This is a genomic window from Marinobacter sediminicola, assembly GCF_031157525.1.
Taxonomy (GTDB): Bacteria; Pseudomonadota; Gammaproteobacteria; order Pseudomonadales; family Oleiphilaceae; genus Marinobacter; species Marinobacter sediminicola.
Window position 1 is genome coordinate 152,220 of the sequence record NZ_JAVIXR010000002.1, and the last position, 16,840, is coordinate 169,059.

General features: G+C 54.0%; 15 protein-coding genes and 1 pseudogene. 9 read left to right on the plus strand and 7 right to left on the minus strand.

Annotation, left to right across the window (positions count from 1 at the left end; all coding sequences use genetic code 11):
- The first annotated feature begins 121 nt into the window (after positions 1-121).
- The 8 genes from RG807_RS03415 (at position 122) to RG807_RS03450 (ending at position 8,398) form a co-directional block, all read left to right on the plus strand.
- Positions 122-1,126 carry an ArsR/SmtB family transcription factor gene (locus RG807_RS03415; RefSeq protein ID WP_309043629.1) on the plus strand — a complete coding sequence of 335 codons (1,005 nt, stop codon included), beginning with the start codon at positions 122-124 and terminating at the stop codon, positions 1,124-1,126.
- A 177-nt stretch (positions 1,127-1,303) separates the two neighbouring features.
- Positions 1,304-2,494, plus strand: a complete 1,191-nt coding sequence (gene metK, locus RG807_RS03420) for a methionine adenosyltransferase (RefSeq protein WP_309043630.1) — start codon at positions 1,304-1,306, stop codon at positions 2,492-2,494.
- Positions 2,495-2,554: 60 nt separating this feature from the next.
- On the plus strand, positions 2,555-3,928 hold the full coding sequence (gene ahcY / locus RG807_RS03425) for an adenosylhomocysteinase (RefSeq protein WP_435404651.1): 1,374 nt from the start codon (positions 2,555-2,557) through the stop codon (positions 3,926-3,928).
- A gap of 14 nt (positions 3,929-3,942) precedes the next feature.
- Positions 3,943-4,812, plus strand: coding sequence for a methylenetetrahydrofolate reductase [NAD(P)H] (metF, locus tag RG807_RS03430; RefSeq protein ID WP_298448915.1), 870 nt, complete (start codon positions 3,943-3,945; stop codon positions 4,810-4,812).
- Between the two features lie 217 nt (positions 4,813-5,029).
- On the plus strand, positions 5,030-5,788 hold the full coding sequence (locus RG807_RS03435) for a transporter substrate-binding domain-containing protein (protein WP_309043632.1): 759 nt from the start codon (positions 5,030-5,032) through the stop codon (positions 5,786-5,788).
- Positions 5,789-5,879: 91 nt separating this feature from the next.
- Positions 5,880-6,551, plus strand: coding sequence for an amino acid ABC transporter permease (locus RG807_RS03440; RefSeq protein WP_309043633.1), 672 nt, complete (start codon positions 5,880-5,882; stop codon positions 6,549-6,551).
- 13 nt (positions 6,552-6,564) lie between these two features.
- Complete coding sequence (locus tag RG807_RS03445; protein ID WP_309043634.1) at positions 6,565-7,311, plus strand: amino acid ABC transporter ATP-binding protein; 747 nt, start codon at positions 6,565-6,567, stop codon at positions 7,309-7,311.
- A gap of 106 nt (positions 7,312-7,417) precedes the next feature.
- On the plus strand, positions 7,418-8,398 hold the full coding sequence (locus RG807_RS03450) for a GlxA family transcriptional regulator (protein ID WP_309043635.1): 981 nt from the start codon (positions 7,418-7,420) through the stop codon (positions 8,396-8,398).
- Between the two features lie 56 nt (positions 8,399-8,454).
- On the opposite strand, the gene RG807_RS03455 is transcribed toward RG807_RS03450, so the two are convergent.
- From RG807_RS03455 to RG807_RS03480, 6 genes are all read right to left on the minus strand, one after another.
- A complete protein-coding gene (locus tag RG807_RS03455) occupies positions 8,455-9,432 on the minus strand; it encodes an NAD(P)H-dependent flavin oxidoreductase (protein WP_309043636.1) in 978 nt (325 codons plus the stop codon).
- Position 9,433: 1 nt separating this feature from the next.
- Positions 9,434-11,056: a BCCT family transporter gene (locus RG807_RS03460; RefSeq protein ID WP_309043637.1), complete on the minus strand. Its 1,623-nt coding sequence runs from the start codon at positions 11,054-11,056 to the stop codon at positions 9,434-9,436.
- 69 nt (positions 11,057-11,125) lie between these two features.
- The gene (locus tag RG807_RS03465) at positions 11,126-12,283 is read right to left on the minus strand and encodes an acyl-CoA dehydrogenase family protein (protein WP_309043638.1); all 1,158 of its coding nucleotides are present in this window, start codon (positions 12,281-12,283) and stop codon (positions 11,126-11,128) included.
- 23 nt (positions 12,284-12,306) lie between these two features.
- Positions 12,307-13,089, minus strand: a complete 783-nt coding sequence (locus RG807_RS03470; RefSeq protein WP_309043639.1) for an enoyl-CoA hydratase-related protein — start codon at positions 13,087-13,089, stop codon at positions 12,307-12,309.
- 40 nt (positions 13,090-13,129) lie between these two features.
- A complete protein-coding gene (locus RG807_RS03475; protein WP_309043640.1) occupies positions 13,130-13,912 on the minus strand; it encodes an enoyl-CoA hydratase-related protein in 783 nt (260 codons plus the stop codon).
- Positions 13,909-16,011: an acetate--CoA ligase family protein gene (locus RG807_RS03480; protein ID WP_309043641.1), complete on the minus strand. Its 2,103-nt coding sequence runs from the start codon at positions 16,009-16,011 to the stop codon at positions 13,909-13,911. Before RG807_RS03480 ends, RG807_RS03475 begins: the two co-directional genes overlap by 4 nt.
- A gap of 332 nt (positions 16,012-16,343) precedes the next feature.
- Between RG807_RS03480 and RG807_RS03485 the strand changes: the two are divergent.
- Positions 16,344-16,535: pseudogene (locus RG807_RS03485) on the plus strand (hypothetical protein); the annotation flags it as partial.
- On the opposite strand, the gene RG807_RS03490 reads toward RG807_RS03485, so the two are convergent.
- Positions 16,515-16,805, minus strand: a complete 291-nt coding sequence (locus tag RG807_RS03490; RefSeq protein ID WP_309043642.1) for a type VI secretion system PAAR protein — start codon at positions 16,803-16,805, stop codon at positions 16,515-16,517. The pseudogene RG807_RS03485 and the gene RG807_RS03490 sit on opposite strands and share 21 nt — an antisense overlap.
- Positions 16,806-16,840 lie beyond the last annotated feature (35 nt).

The window sequence follows — 16,840 nt, forward strand, 5'->3', positions numbered from 1 at the left end:
TCTCGGGTTATTCTGTTGGGAATTACCGAAAGAGACTGATTTCAAAGAATGATAAATCTATATCAAAAAACTTTGATATGCCTATTGATTGAGCGCCCCAACCCCCTTACACTCCGCAACCATGACAAGCTTAAGCACGCACTCTCACCAAATATCCTCCGTGGACGTCCTTGCCCCGATCTTCAAGGCAAGCGGCGACCCGTTGCGCTTAGAGGTACTGCGAGTGCTGCGCCGGGATACGTTTGGTGTGTTGGAGTTGAGCCAGTTGTTCGATATGCGCCAATCCGGCATGAGCCATCACCTGAAAGTGATGCATAAGGCCGGCCTGGTTGAGCCTCAGCGTGAAGGCAACGCGATTTTTTACCGTCGCCCGCTGCACCTGGACAACGACAAGCCAACAGACCTGACCATTCGTCAGATTTTTGAAGCAGTGGACCGCGCGCCTTTACCCGCGCACCTGCAGGAGAAGATTGAATCCATTCGTGATCAGCGTGCGGACCAGTCCCAGGCGTTCTTTTCGCGGCATTCGGAGCAGTTCCGGGAGCAGCAGGAGCTGATTGCCGCATTCGACCTGTACGCCGGGCCTGTCGCGGATATGATCCGCAAACGAACGAAGAAGAAGCACTGGCAAACAGCGTTGGAAATCGGCCCCGGCGAAGGTGGTTTTCTGCCGGTGCTATCGGAGCTGTGCGACCACGTTGTGGGCCTGGATAACAGCCGGGATATGCTCGCGAAGGCAACGCGCACCTGCATTGACGAGCATTTGAATAATGTTGATTTGATTGAGGGTGTTACCGACACATTGTTAGCCCGAGGGGATGCGTTTGATCTTGTAGTGGCCAATATGGTGCTGCACCACGTGCCCAGCCCGGCAGACATTTTTCTGGATGCGGCAGCCCTGATGAATAACGGCGGCTGCCTGATGATCAGCGATCTGTGCCGGCACGACCAGATTTGGGCGAAAGAAAACTGCGGTGATCTGTGGCTTGGATTCGAACCGGAAGAGCTTACCGCATGGGCAACTGCGGCGGGCTTGAAGGCCGGCGAGCAGCTGTTTATCGGCTTGCGAAACGGCTTCCAGATTCAGGTAAGGGAGTTCTGGAAAACCCAGTTACCGCTGCGATAACCGAATACGCATCAAACCCTGACATTCCGCCCTCTGGCGTGGAATATCAAAAAACTTTGATATTGGCGTACGTAGTAGTACTTACACGCCTCGAACCAAAACAAATAACTCAGCCGGCGCCTGCAGCAGCACCCAGCCTCCGGCAAGATTTCGAAACGCTCACAAAGGAGCAACGCTATGTCTGATTACAACATCTTCACCTCCGAATCGGTCTCCGAAGGCCACCCGGACAAACTGGCCGACCAAATCTCCGATGCGGTTCTGGATTCTATTCTCATAGAAGACCCTCACGCCCGCGTTGCTTGCGAGACGATGGTAAAAACCGGTGTTGCTATCGTAGGCGGTGAAATCACCACCAGCGCCTGGGTTGATCTGGAAGACCTGGTTCGTGGCGTAATCAAAGACATCGGCTACACCTCCTCAGATGTAGGCTTCGACGCCGACACCTGCGGCATTATCAATATCATCGGCAAACAGTCTGTTGATATCGCCCAAGGCGTTGACCGCCAGAAGCCTGAAGATCAGGGCGCGGGCGACCAGGGCCTGATGTTTGGCTACGCCAGCAATGAAACCGAAGTGCTGATGCCTGCACCGATCACCTTTGCCCACCGTTTGGTAGAACGCCAGGCCGAAGCTCGCAAAAACGGCGTGCTGCCCTGGCTGCGCCCGGATGCAAAGAGCCAGGTAACCTGCCGCTACGAAAACGGCAAAGTTGTGGGTATTGATGCGGTTGTTCTCTCAACCCAGCACGATCCGGACGTTAGCCAGGCGGATCTGAAAGAAGCCGTAATGGAGCTGATTGTGAAGAACGTTCTGCCTGCAGAATTGCTGCACAAAGGCACCCAGTTCCACATCAACCCGACTGGCAAGTTCGTTATCGGTGGCCCCGTTGGCGACTGCGGCCTGACCGGCCGTAAGATCATCGTAGATACCTACGGCGGCATGGCTCGCCACGGTGGCGGCGCTTTCTCCGGCAAAGACCCCTCGAAGGTTGACCGCTCTGCCGCTTACGCCGGCCGTTATGTTGCCAAAAACATCGTGGCTGCTGGCCTTGCCGACAAGTGTGAGATTCAGGTGTCCTACGCCATCGGCGTGGCACAGCCAACGTCAATCTCTGTGAACACCTTCGGCACCGGCACTATTGGCGACGACAAGATCATCGAACTGGTACGCCAGCACTTCGATCTGCGTCCTTATGCCATCACCAACATGCTCGACCTGCTGCACCCCATGTACCGGGCCACCGCAGCCTACGGCCACTTCGGTCGCGAGCCAGAAGAAGTAACCGTTGCCGGCAAGACCTTCACCACCTTCCCTTGGGAAAAGACTGACCGTGCAGCCGCGCTTAAAGACGCTGCTGGCATCTAAACAAATTTCAGGCGTATGAAAGACCTCATACGCCTAAACCGAACTGACTGGAGCACACCCATGAGTAACTTCGAAGACTACAAAGTCCGCGATATCAATCTGGCCGATTGGGGCCGTAAAGAAATCAAAATCGCAGAAGGCGAAATGCCCGCCCTGATGGCTCTGCGCGAGAAGTACAAAGCCGAGCAGCCGCTGAAAGGCGCCAACATCATGGGCTGCATTCACATGACCATTCAGACAGCCGTACTGATCGAAACCCTGATCGAGCTGGGCGCAGACGTTCGCTGGTCATCGTGCAACATCTTCTCCACCCAGGATCAGGCGGCTGCTGCCATTGCTGCCCAGAACATCCCTGTTTTTGCCTGGAAAGGCGAAACCGACGAAGAATACGAATGGTGCCTTGAGCGCACTATCGGTGCAGACGTAGAAGGCTGGGAACCCAACATGATCCTGGACGATGGCGGCGACCTGACTGCCCTGCTCCATGACAAGTACCCGGAAATCCTGGCCAACTGCCACGGTGTGACCGAAGAGACCACCACTGGTGTACACCGCCTGCAGGAAATGCTGCGCGACGGCACTTTGAAAGTTCCGGCTATCAACGTGAACGATGCCGTTACCAAATCCAAGAACGACAACAAGTACGGTTGCCGTCACAGCCTTAACGACGCCATCAAGCGCGGCACTGACCACTTGATGGCCGGCAAAAAAGCCCTGGTAATCGGTTACGGCGACGTGGGCAAAGGCTCCGCCGCTTCACTGCGCCAGGAAGGCATGATTGTGAAGGTAACCGAAGCTGATCCCATCTGTGCCATGCAGGCCTGTATGGACGGCTACGAGGTTGTTTCCCCGTACATCAATGGCGTGAACACCGGTACCGAAGCAGGCATCGACAGAGCCCTGCTGCAAAACACCGACATTCTGGTCACCACCACCGGCAACATGAACGTGTGCGACGCGCACATGCTCAAGGCCCTTAAATCCGGTGCGGTTGTGTGCAACATCGGTCACTTCGATAACGAAATCGATACTGCATTCATGCGTAAGAACTGGGAATGGGACGAAGTTAAGCCTCAGGTTCACGTGATCTACCGTGACAAAGCTGTTAACGACCACCTGATCCTGCTTTCCGAAGGCCGCCTGGTAAACCTGGGCAACGCGACGGGTCACCCTTCACGCATCATGGATGGCTCTTTTGCCAACCAGGTTCTGGCGCAGATGTACCTGTTCGAGCGTAAGTTCGCAGATCTGCCGGAAGAAGCCCGCGAGAAAGGCATCTATGTTCAGGTTCTGCCGAAGAAGCTCGACGAAGAAGTGGCCCTCGCCATGGTTGAAGGTTTTGGTGGCGTAATCACCAAGATGACCCCGGAACAGGCGCAATACATTGGTGTACCGGTCGAAGGCCCGTACAAGCCAGAAAGCTACAAGTACTAATATCGGGTAACAAGATGCAATCCCAGAAGCAATTTAAACGCCGCTTCAGCTTTGAGTTCTTCCCACCCAAGACCGACTTGGGCAAGGAAAAGCTTCAGGTTGTTCGCGATCAGTTGGCCGAGGTGAATCCGGATTTTTTCTCGGTTACCTTCGGTGCGGGCGGTTCCACTCGGGACCGCACTATTGAAACCGTGGTTGACCTGCACAAGCAGGGCATTTCCACAGCGCCACATCTCTCTTGCGTCGGTGGTACGCGGGCAGAGATCGCGGAACTGCTGGATGTGTATAAAGAAAACGGTATCAACCGGATTGTTGCCCTTCGCGGTGACATGCCTTCCGGTATGGGTGCATCCGGCGAGATGCGCTATGCCAACGAACTGGTTGAGTTTATCCGCGAGCACAGCGGCGATCACTTCAACCTGGAAGTAGCGGCCTACCCGGAGTTTCATCCGCAGGCACGGAACGCTGAAGAGGATCTGAAAAACTTCGCCCGCAAGGTGGAGGCTGGTGCCAACAGCGCCATTACTCAGTACTTCTTCAATCCGGAGAGCTACTTCTATTTCATTGATCGGCTGGAAAAGCTCGGGGTTACCATTCCAGTGGTACCCGGCATTATGCCCATCGTGAACTTCTCAAGCCTGGTGCGCTTCTCTGACATGTGCGGAGCAGAGATACCGCGCTGGATTCGCAAGCAGCTTGAAGCCTACGGCGACGACACTGCCAGCATCCGCAAGTTCGGTGAGGAAGTGATCACAGATATGTGCGAGAAGCTGTTGAAAGCCGGCGCTCCGGGGTTGCACTTTTATACCCTGAACCAGGCTGAGCCGAGCATCAGCATCTGGAAAAACCTGGGTATCAGTGAGCGGGAAAGAATCTCTTTCTGAGGCTTTCTCCTCTGCTCCTCCCCCCATCCCTCTCCCGCAAGCGGAGAGGGATTTCCCCCTCCAAGCATTTGATTTCCGGCGCTCACCTGAGTCATAGTCTAAAGTGTACGTGATGCAGTTCCACTAATGCTCCCCTGGGGTCACGGTCATCAACAGTGAACCACCCGGCCTGCCTTATCGGGCAAATGGAGCCTCAATAAGAACGAAAGGAGAAAGCATGAGCACGAAATGGCTGAAAACTCTGGGTACAGGTCTGGCCCTTACCATCGCAGCTAGCACCGTAAGCGCTGAAACCCTGCGAGTGGCTACCGACCCCAGTTTTGTTCCGTTTGAGATGCTGGATCAAGAAACCGGTGAAATGATCGGCTTCGACATGGAAATCATCGCCGAGGTATCCAAGCGTGCCGGCTTTGACTACAAGCTCAACACCATGGACTTCAACGGCATTATTCCGGCCCTGCAAACAGGCAACGTGGATATCGCCATTGCCGGCATTACCATCACCGACGAGCGTGAAAAAATTGTTGATTTCTCCGACCCGTACTACGACTCCGGCCTGAGAATTCTGGTTCGTCAGAACAACGATAAAGTCACAGAGATCTCCGATCTTGAAGGCCTGAAAATCGGCTCCAAAATTGGCAGCACCAGTTACGATTTCCTGAAAAAGAACCTGGATAAAAACAGCGGTGTTACGCCCTATCCAGGTAGCTCAGACATGTACATGGCATTGATGTCTGGTGCGGTAGACGCTGTATTCTACGACGCCCCGAACGTTGGCTACTTCGCCAGCACCAAGGGCAAAGGCAAGGTGAAAACCGTCGGCGAGCTTTACGAAGGCCAGCAGTATGGCATCGCGCTGAAAGACGGCAGTGAGTGGGTTGACGAGGTCAACGAGGCCCTCGCTTCAATGAAAGAAGATGGAACCTACAAAACCATTTACGAAAAGTGGTTTGGCCCCATGCCGGAAGGCAAGTAAAGGCTAAAGGGCCGCCAGGCCCTTTGATTTGTAGCGCCGGGGCTAATTGCTCCGGCGACTTCTGCCCCCAACCCCTGCGGAGACGCACACTGTGGATTCCCAGTTCCAATTCGACTGGCAAGCAGCCATCAACTCGATTCCCTTCCTTATCAAGGGGATTCCCTACACCCTGATGATTTCCTTTGGCGGCCTGATGATCGGCTTTGCCCTGGGTATTCTTTTTGGCTTGCTGAGCATCAATAAAAAATGGTTTCTGAAATGGCCTGCAACGGCCTATATCGAAATCTTCCGAGGCACCCCGATTCTTGTTCAGGTTCTGTTTATTTTTTACGGCCTGCCAGATCTGATCGGAGGCCCTATCGACCCTCTTACCGCGGGTATCGCCGCGATTGCGCTGAACTCGGGCGCTTACATTTCTGAAGTGGTACGCGGTGGCGTTCAGTCCATCGATAAAGGCCAGGCAGAAGCCGGGCTCTCTCTGGGCTTGTCCCGCACTCAGACATTCTGGTCGATCATCTGGCCACAAGCCTTCCGGCGCATGATTCCGCCGCTTGGTAATCAGGCCATTGTAAGCATCAAGGACACCTCTTTGTTCTCGGTTATTGGCGTGGGCGAACTCGTTCGTCAGGGCCAGGTTTACATTGCCAGTACCTTCACCGCCTTTGAGGTGTATTTCGTGGTCGCGATTATGTATCTGGCCATCACCCTCTCGCTGTCCCTGATTCTCCGCCTGGTTGAACGGCGCGGACTGGCCTCTGTCTGAAGGAACTTGACCCATGAATCACATTGTACAAATGAAGGGCATGAACAAGTACTTCGGCAAACTGCATGTCCTTAAAGAAATCGATTTAACCGTAGAACAGGGCGAAGTGGTGGTAATCATAGGCGCCAGTGGCTCTGGTAAATCCACATTGATCCGCTGTGTTAATGGTCTGGAAGAGTTTGAATCCGGCCATCTGGAAGTAGATGGCCAGGCCCTGGCCCCGAAAGGCGGCAATCAGCAGGTTCTTGCAGAAATCCGTAAAGAAGTGGGCATGGTATTCCAGCAGTTCAACCTGTTTCCTCACCTAACGGTGAAGAAGAACATCATGCTGGCACCCCAGAAAGTGAAAGACACACCGCAGGTGGTTGCCAACGCAACAGCCGAGCGTTTACTGGAACGGGTGGGCATTGGCAGCCAGGCAGATAAATTCCCCAGCCACCTCTCTGGTGGCCAGCAGCAGCGAGTTGCTATCGCTCGCGCCCTGGCCATGGAACCGCGGTTGATGCTGTTCGACGAGCCTACTTCCGCGCTGGACCCGGAAATGATCGGTGAAGTGCTCGACGTAATGCGGGAACTGGCAAAAGAAGGCATGACCATGATGGTGGTCACCCACGAAATGGGCTTCGCCCGGGAAGTGGCCGACCGCGTGATCTACATTCACGAAGGCCAGATTGTAGAGGAAGGTAAGCCAGACGACGTGTTTGATAACCCTCAGAACGAGCGGACTCAGGCGTTTTTATCGCGGGTTCTGGTGCGCTGATAGACTGCTGGGTTACCACTGTCAGGTTTTGATATCGCCCCTTCACAGGGGCTTTATTTCTTAATTTAATATTAAAACCAAGAGCATAACTCAGGATAACAGCGTCGTGATCAAAAACTACGGCATCCTTTTATTACCAGAATTCAGCAATCTATGCTTTTCTAACCTCATAGAGCCGCTCCGGGCCGCCAATGACTTATCTGACCAACCGGTCGCCAAGTGGCACTTGTTTTCTCTTAATGGTCACAGTGTTTCAAGCACCAGCGGCCTGACATTTCCAGTTAACAAAAGCATCTCCGACATTCCGGACACGGCTCCGCTGGACATTCTGTTTGTTCTCGCCAGCTACAACTACAAATCTTACATCACGCCTGAGCTGGTTCACCAACTCAAGAAACTGAAGCCCTATGCCAAACAAATCGCCGGTTTGGATGCGGGGGCGTTTGCGCTCGCCAGAGCAGGCCTGTTAAGCGGCTACCGGGCGACCATTCACTGGGCAGAGCTTGAAGTGTTCCAGGAAGCATTCCCTGAGATCAAAGTGTGTGCCGACCGTTACGTTATTGACCGAGACAGAATCACTACCGGGGGCGCCAGCACGTCGATGGATCTGATACTGGAAGTGATTCGCCGGCACCACGGCGAGCAACTGGCGATCGAGGTTGCTGAGTTCCTGATTTTTGATATCGAGCGCCCTGGAAGCAGCCAGCAACGGGAATTTACTTCCGCACGGCTCAGTATGCGAGCACCACGCCTGGCCAAAGCGGTTAAAGTTATGGAGGCCAATATTGAAACGCCGCTGGCCATCTCGGACCTAGCACTGCATGTGGGTACGTCACAGCGACAACTGGAACGGGAATTCCGCAACATTTTAGAAACGACACCAGCCCGCTACTATATTTTTCTGCGCGCGGCTGCAGCCCGGCGATTATTGCGGGAAACGAATTTCAGCATTACTCAAATTGCTGTGCGCACTGGCTTTAACTCGTCTGCTGCACTCATACGAAATTACCGCTCCACCTATAACTGCACACCGTCAGCCGATCGTAAGCTGCATAAACTACGTACAACGTCCCCAGACGAATCATAAAAAAAGCCCCCGAGGGGGCCAAAGTCATAAAACATCTCAACTCAACTCATTTCGTATCAGGCAATTGTTAGCCCGGCTAGGCGTCCGCGAACAATCTCGGTCGCTTCCGACACAATACGCTTGACCAATTCGTCGACTGTTGGAATATCATGGACCAAGCCCTGAGACATTCCTGCCCACCAAATCCCCTGCTCCATATCGCCTGTTTCCAGCACTATCGCACCGCGCTTGCCTGCCACCAGTTCAGCCACATCCGAAAACTCGCTGCCTTCCCGCTGTTCAATGCGTGCCACTTCTTCTGCAACAGCATTACGATGCACCCGCGCGGTGTTGCGGAATTTACGGAAAATAAGCTGCGTATCCCGCTCGCTACTCGCCACTAGTTTGTCTTTCAAGTTCTGATGCACCGGAGCCTCCACCGTGCATAAGAAGCGGGTGCCCATGCTCATGCCCTCGGCACCCATGGCCAGGGCTGCGACCAAGCCACGGGCATCACTAAAGCCCCCGCAGGCAACGACAGGAATGCTCAGCGCATCCACCGTGCTCGGCACTAACACCAGTGATGGAATATCATCTTCGCCCGGATGCCCAGCGGCCTCAAAACCGTCAATGATCACCGCATCGCAACCAACCTCTTGCGCCTTCAGTGCATGGCGTACCGAGGTGCATTTGTGGACCACTTTGATGCCGGCAGCCTTGAACGCCGCCATGAAAGGCTCAGGGCTGCGCCCCGCGGTTTCGACAAATTTGACGCCAGAATCAATGATGACCTGTGCGTACTCCGCATAGGGGGGTGGTGTAAGCGTGGGCAAAATTGTGAGATTTACGCCAAACGGCTTGTTGGTCATTGCCTTTGTACGAACAATCTCTTGCGCCAAGGCCTCGGGCGTTGGTTGTGTCAGTGCGGTAAGAAACCCCATTGCGCCCGCATTGGCAACTGCTGAAACCAGCTCTGCCGTTGACACTCGCTGCATCCCGCCCTGAAGGACGGGATGCTCAACTCCAAACAGTTCCGTAATCCGCGTTTTAAACATGCTATTTCGCTCCTGCTAAAGGTTCTCTGACCCTGATTGGTGATGCTTTAACCACTACGCCCCTGCTCACCTGAGTCAGTGATGACTGCAACTCCGGGTAATCCACGCGCAACCAGCGCAACAGCGAGACGAAGGACATAAACATCACCACCATTAAGGGCACGCCAACAACGAGGCTTGCGGTTTTTAGCGGCTCCAGTCCACCAGCATTCATCAACACCAGTCCTGCGGCCCCCAGCGCTACTGCCCAGAAAAACCGGTTAGCAACATTTGGCTCAATACCCTCACCAAGGTTGCGCGAGGTTACCGAAGCCAATACATACGCGGACGAATCAACCGTTGTACCGGAGTACACAAAGCCCACCATGATAAATAGCACCAAAATAATGTCGTAGAATGGCAACTGCTCCAACGTGCCTAAAATGGCAGCCGAAGGACCGTCGCTGGCGATGGTCTCGATCACCGGAAAGGTACCGCTCAGTTCGGCATGCATGGAAACGCTGCCAAACAGGACAAAGAATAAAATGCACCCAGCACTGCCGGCTCCCAGCACCGTCAGCCCGATATCACGGAAGGTACGGCCACGGGATATCCGAGCGATAAAAATGCCCATATAAGGCCCCATTGCGACCCACCAGGCCCAGTAAAAAATGGTCCACCATTGCGGGAACATGCTTTCGGCCACGGGATCGGTGTAGAACGCCATATGAGCGAACTCAGTGACCAGCAAACCCACGCTGTTGGTAAAGCTGTTCAGCATGAAGAAAGTCGGACCACCAATGAAAATCATGACGCAGAGGATACTCAGAGCATACAGATTGATCTGGCTTAGGCGCTGAATACCGCGCTTTAATCCCAGCACAACTGAGGTGACAAAAATGACAACCCAAATCAGTACAACTCCAATGTCAACATTGAAGGTGTGTTCGATACCAAACAAACGACTAACGGCTTCAGCCAACATTGGCGTGCCTGAAGCCAACACGGTACCAATGCCTCCGACCAAGCCAAACACCATCACAATATCAATTACCTTGCCCGCAAGACCGTTGGCATTTTTATCACCAATGAGGCCCGCGCAACCCGCACTCAAGCGCAACTGCGATTGTTTACGGTTATAGAACGCATAGCCTATAGGGAAAGCCGTCAGACAATAAAACGCCCAAGCTAACGGCCCCCAGTGAAACATGCCGTACATCGCAGCGTAGTCAGCCGCCGTATCACTTTTTGGCTCCAGACCAAACGGTGGCGCAGTAAAGTAGTAGGTCCACTCAATGGACGACCAGAAAATCAGCGACGTGCCTATACCGGAGCAAAAGAACATCACGATCCAGCTAAGCCTCGAGAATTCCGGCTTGGCATCCGGTCCACCGAGCCGAACCTGGTTGTAGCGCCCCAGTGAGAGCCATAACACCGCACCAAAGAAAAACGCTCCGGCCCAGATATAGGCGAACCCCAGTTGATTGGTGACAAACTCAAACGCAACCTTGATCGCTGCTTGCGTCTGACTTTCGAACACGATCATCACGATGATAACGGCGGTAACAATGATGCACGCAGGCCAGAAGATATGTCGATCTATCTGGGCCTCCTGTTTTTTAACCACGTTTGTTGTTGATTTCATTACTAAATGCCTCTATGCGACCTATTTATTATTAGAAGATCTAAAGCTTTCTTTGGGCAATAATCGTTTTTACGTTTGAGCTCTCAACAGTTCCTTGGAAATGATGTGACGCTGTATTTCCGACGTACCTTCCCAGATTCGCTCGATTCGGGCATTTCGCCACAACCGCTCTACGGTCGTTTCATTCATTAGCCCCATACCACCGTAGATTTGTACCGCCTCATCGGTCACACGCCCCAGCATTTCACTGGCATAGAGCTTTGCCATGCCGGCGTCGCCATCGGTCATCGTGCCCTGATCCATCTTCCAGGCAGCATGCAACGTCATCAACTCGGCCGCCCGAATCTCAGTGACCATGTCTGCCAGCTTGAACGAAATACCCTGATTGGCACCGATCGCTTTGCCAAATTGTTTTCTGTCGGCGGCCCATTGCGTTGCAAGCGCCTGCGCACGCTGAGCTTGGCCAACGCAGTGAGCAGCCACCATGACCCGTCCCGCGGTCAGCCAGGCATTCGCCACATCCCAGCCTTTACCCACGTCACCCAGAACTTTGGACTCATGTACCCGGCAATCATCAAAAAACAATTCATACTGGTGGTAACCACGGTTACTGACGCAGATGGGGCCACGGCGGACGGTGAAACCCGGGGTGCCCTTATCCACCAGAAACGAGGTAACCTGATTACGGGGACGTCCCGACGAGTTATCAGTACCGGTAACCGCAAACACAATAGCAAAGTCGGCTTCGCCCGCATGGCTTATAAAATGTTTGCCGCCATTAATCACGAAGCTGTCGCCGTCTTTGCGCGCACGGGTGGTGATACCCGATGCATCAGAACCCGCACCTGGCTCAGTCAGAGCAAAACAGTCCGCTTTCTCGCCGCGAACGCACGGCATCAGATAATCGTTTATCTGCTCCCCTCTGCATGCCATCAGGATATTGCTTGGGCGCGCGACAAACACCTGCAGCGCCCACGAGACTTTTGCCAACTCCCGCTCAATCAGAGCCTGGGAAACGTGATCAATACCCAGTCCTCCCACTGATTCGGGCATATTAAACGCATACAGGCCGGCCTCCAGTGCCTTCTGCGTGATGGTCGCAGCGAGCTCCGGGCTTACCTCGCCGCTGGCTTCAACGGCATCTTCATGTGGCAACAGTTCTTTTTCGACAAAAGCTGCTGTTGTGCTTACCAGCATGTTTTGCTCTTCGGTCAACTGGAAATCCATAGTTTTCTCCCAATCAGATATTGTTATTGTCCAGTCCACTTAGGGGCTCGCCCTTCAAGAAACGCTTTGGCGCCCTCTTGAGCATCTTTGCTGTCGAGCATAGCCATAAATGCCGGCCACTCTTTTGCCCGCAGGGCCGCATAACTCTCAGCGAAGGTCAGACCTTCTGTCAGTTCGATCGCTTCCTTGATGGCCGCCAAAGAAAGTGGTGCAGCCTTGATCAGCTCATGTGCCAACTCACGGGCGGCGGACATGGCCTCGCCCTTGGGCACAACGGTGTTAACCAAGCCAAGGTCCATAAGCTCTTGCGCGGATAGACGCTGTGCAGTCATCAGAATGGAAAAGGCCTTTTGTCGCGGCAGCAATTTTGGCAGCAAGAAGGTAGCCACATCTGGAGCAACCCCCAGTTGCGCCTCCGGCAACCAGAACTGCGCGGATTCGTCGGCCACAACAAAGTCTGAACGCAGCAGCATTTCGAAGCCGGCACCGATGGCGTAACCATTAACCGCACAAATAACCGGCTTGTTCAGGTTCGGCAGTTCAATAAAGCCGCCGAAACCACCTTCACCAAAATCGCCGATGAACTCTTCCCCTTCGGCGACCGAACTCAAGTCCCAACCACCACAGAAAAACTTCTCCCCGGCACCAGTAAGAATGGCCACCCGCAGCGAAGGGTCATCACGGAACTCCGCGAATAACTTGCCCATATCACTACTCAGCTCCGCGCTGACAGCATTGCCTTTGGGTTTATCCAGAGTGATTTCGAAAATTTCGCCATTACGCACAGCGTGCAGATATTCGGACATCGGTATATTCCTTTCTTGTTCTGAATTTTGAAATCGATATTTATTCGCCAACCCAGCGGGGCTCACGGCCCTCGCCAAATGCTTTGGCTCCTTCCATCGAGTCATCGCTTTCCAGCATGGTTTTGAACGCCGGCCAGGTGTCTGTGCGCAAGCGCTCATAACATTCCGCAAAAGTGCTGGTTTCGGTACTGTTGACCACCTCTTTGATCGCTGCCAGTGACAAGGGGGCAGCTTTCAACAAGCTCTCAGCCAGCGCCCGCGCTGCGCTCATCAACTCCGATCCCGGCACAACCTGATTCACCAAACCCCAGGCCGCCATTCGCTGGGCCGAAAACCGGCGCCCGGTCATCAGCACTTCCATCGCCCGTTGTCGGGTCAGTAGTTTGGGCAACATAAAGGTGCCAATATCCGGTGCAATGCCGATATGCACTTCCGGCAGCAAAAACTCGGCGTGCTCAGCCGCCACCACAAAATCAGCCCGCATCAGCATTTCAAATCCGGCGCCGACCGCCATACCATTCACCGCACAAATCACCGGCTTGTTGAGGTCTTTCATTTCGGGGAAACCGGCAAAGCCACCTTCACCAAAATCGCCTATGTACTCCTCGCCCTCGGCGACCGCATTCAGATCCCAGCCCGCAGAATAAAAGCGATCACCCGCACCGGTCATGATGGCAACCCGCAATTCCGGATCATCGCGAAATTCTGCAAAGACGCGTCCCAGCTCAAGGCTAAGGGGGATATCAATGGTGTTGGCTTTAGGGCGGCTAAGGGTAATCTCAAGCACAGCCCCACGACGTTCCAGCTCCAGAAATTCACTCATTGGACAGTCTCCTGAGTGTCAGAAAAATTCACGGGTTGAGTGGTTTGATGATGGCCGGGAACACACCGGATCAGGGCGTCCGCAGCGACCACTCCCTGCCCTTCCGGCAACACCATCAGTGGGTTAACGTCGAGTTCAATCAGTGAGTCCGCGTGGCGTTCGGCGTAGGCCGCAATCGCCATGACCGCATCGATCACAGCCTCCAGATCTGCCTCCGGCCGCCCGCGAAAACCGAACAGCAGGCTAGAGGTCTGCAGTGAGCGCAACGCCTTCTCCACCTCGGTGCGGTTGGTTGGCAACAGCAAGGGCTGACTGTCCTTGAGCAATTCCACCAGAATGCCACCAGCACCCACCACCAGATGCAGGCCGAACTGTTCATCGCGACTGACCCCTACAATCAGTTCGGCGACGCTGCCGGAAACCATGCTCTCTATCAAAACATTGCGACCCATCGCCAACATATGTGTCACTGCTGCTGTAACTTCGACAGGGCAAGCCAGGTTTAACCGGACACCACCAACATCAGTTTTGTGGGCGATACCTAAAGCTTTGACAGCCACCGGATAACCCAGTTCTTCGGCCGCAACGACACCCTCGGTCGCCGACGCCACCACTCGGAACCTCGGCACGCTCAAGCCATACGTCGATAACGCTTCTTTGGCACGTGCTTCGTCAATAACATGCTCACCCGCCATTTCAATGGAGGCGCCTGGCAGAATTAACTGCGAGGGCTCCTTGCAGGCCCAGAGCTGGCCTATCCTGGCAGCCGCCTCAACGGCGGGGATTGCCGCCTGAATGCCATTCAGTGGCGCAATGCCGTGATCAAGCAACCGCAACGACAGCGTTTCTGGCAGGTTGTCAGAAAGCGTTGACATTACGGCGGCCGGATATCGCAGGCTTTTGGCTGCCTCGATGATGGCCGCCTCCGCACTTTCCCAATCAGAAGCGTCACAGCGATCTTCTCGAGGCAGATCCAGCATGCTGATCGCCAGATCGAAGCCTTCGTTCATAAACGCCTCGTAGGTGCGTCGCAAGCCTTCCCGATCACCCCAATCAAACAGTTGGTAATCCAACGGGTTAGCTACCACCATTCGCTCGTGCACAACCCGCTTTAAAGCCATAGCTCCGCTGTCTGACAGTGGCGGTAGCGTCAGCGATGTCTTGCTTATGGCATCAGCCAAAATAGACATATCGCCTCCAGACGTGCTCATCGCGCCGACTCGAACACCGCTGAGGGGGCCGTGCACATGCAACAACTTCAAGGTTTCAACCAGAGTTTCCAGCGAGCTCACCCGAGCGACCCCGGAGCGTTCAAACAACACATCGATTAAGGAATCGGAACCACTCAAGGCTGCGGTATGAGACATCACCACCTGACTGGCAATTTCTGAATGGCCGGATTTCAGGGCAACAATAGGCTTGCCAAACTGGCGAGCAATCTCGGCGGCCTGCTGAAAGGCCCGTGGGTCGGATATTCCCTCGACATATAATCCAATCGCCGACACTTCATCCTGCTGGGCAAAGGTGGTAATTGCATCGTGAAGATCAAACTTGAGCCGGTTGCCCAGTGACACCAAGTAAGACACTGGCAAGCCGCGGCGCTGCATCGTGAGGTTAAAAGCGATATTGCTGGACATGGTGATAAAGGCAACGCCGCGGTCTACCCGACGGCCACCCTGCTGGTCCGGCCACATCATGGCGCCCTGAATGTAGTTCAGAAAGCCGTAGCAATTCGGGCCCAACAACGACATGCTGCCGGCGGCTCGCAACAGGCTCTGCTCAAGGGCTTTTCCAGCCTCACCGGCTTCAGAGAACCCCGTGGCATAACACACTGCTCCACCTGCGTCCCGAGCCGCCAGTTCAGCTACAATTTGGATACTCAAATCGCGGTTAACCGCAATATAGGCCGCATCAGGGCTACCGGGTAACTCGGCTACTGATCGATAAACTTTACGGCCGGAAATTTCATCATGCTTAGGGTGAACCGGCCAAATCTCTCCGGTGAAGCCAACCGCTCCGCATTGTTCAATCACTTTTTTTGCTTCACGACCGCCAAAAACAGCAATGGATTTAGGGTGCAGGAAACGTGTAGATAACATGGATAGAATCACTCCGGCTTTCGACTATTGTTTTTGCTTTAATTCGCCTTTTGCCGAAAAGTCGATGTGAATAAAGTTCCATACGAGCTGTTATCGGCATGTGCATCAGTGTCACTCACAAACCGACATGGCTAATTATCAAAAATCGACGGATAAGGGCGATAATGCGACATTTTTCCAGCTCCTGAACCAGATCTCTGTGTTATGCGCGATCACCTCCGACAATATCCGTCTGCGACTGAAGACTATTTATAAAGACGGCGAGCCTGAAGGAGCACCCGCTACCGACGATTTTCTAATCGTTCATCAGGAGGGAAAAGAAAATGAGGGTGATAGTCACCCACGAAATGGGCTTCGTTCGGGAAGTGGCCGACCGTGTGATCTACATTCACCAAGGCCAGATTGTGGAGGAAGGAAAGCCAGACGACGTGTTTGATAACCCCCAGAAACGAGGGCTTTATTGTGTACGTTACCGAAAAATCAACAAACACCCCGAATCTGTATTAGCTGCCAACAACTACTGACCCAGTACCAATCGTCACACCACCACACGTAATAGCCCCGCCGGTTACAGCGGCAGGCATTCCATTAATCAGCACAGTGCCCGAACCGGCAGCAATGGCGCGAGGATGTGGAGGATGTTTCGGTTTGGAGTGTGGTGCCAGTGGATCGCCCACACGGGCTACTGGCTTGCCATCTATCAATACATCGGGGGAGCCGGCGAGTACCGGTGTGGGAGGGAAGCCCTGGTGGTCAGAGCCCAAGTCTCCGAGAAGCACTACTGGTTTGCTCATACCGCATCCTTTGCGTTGTTTTCATCCGTGATCGC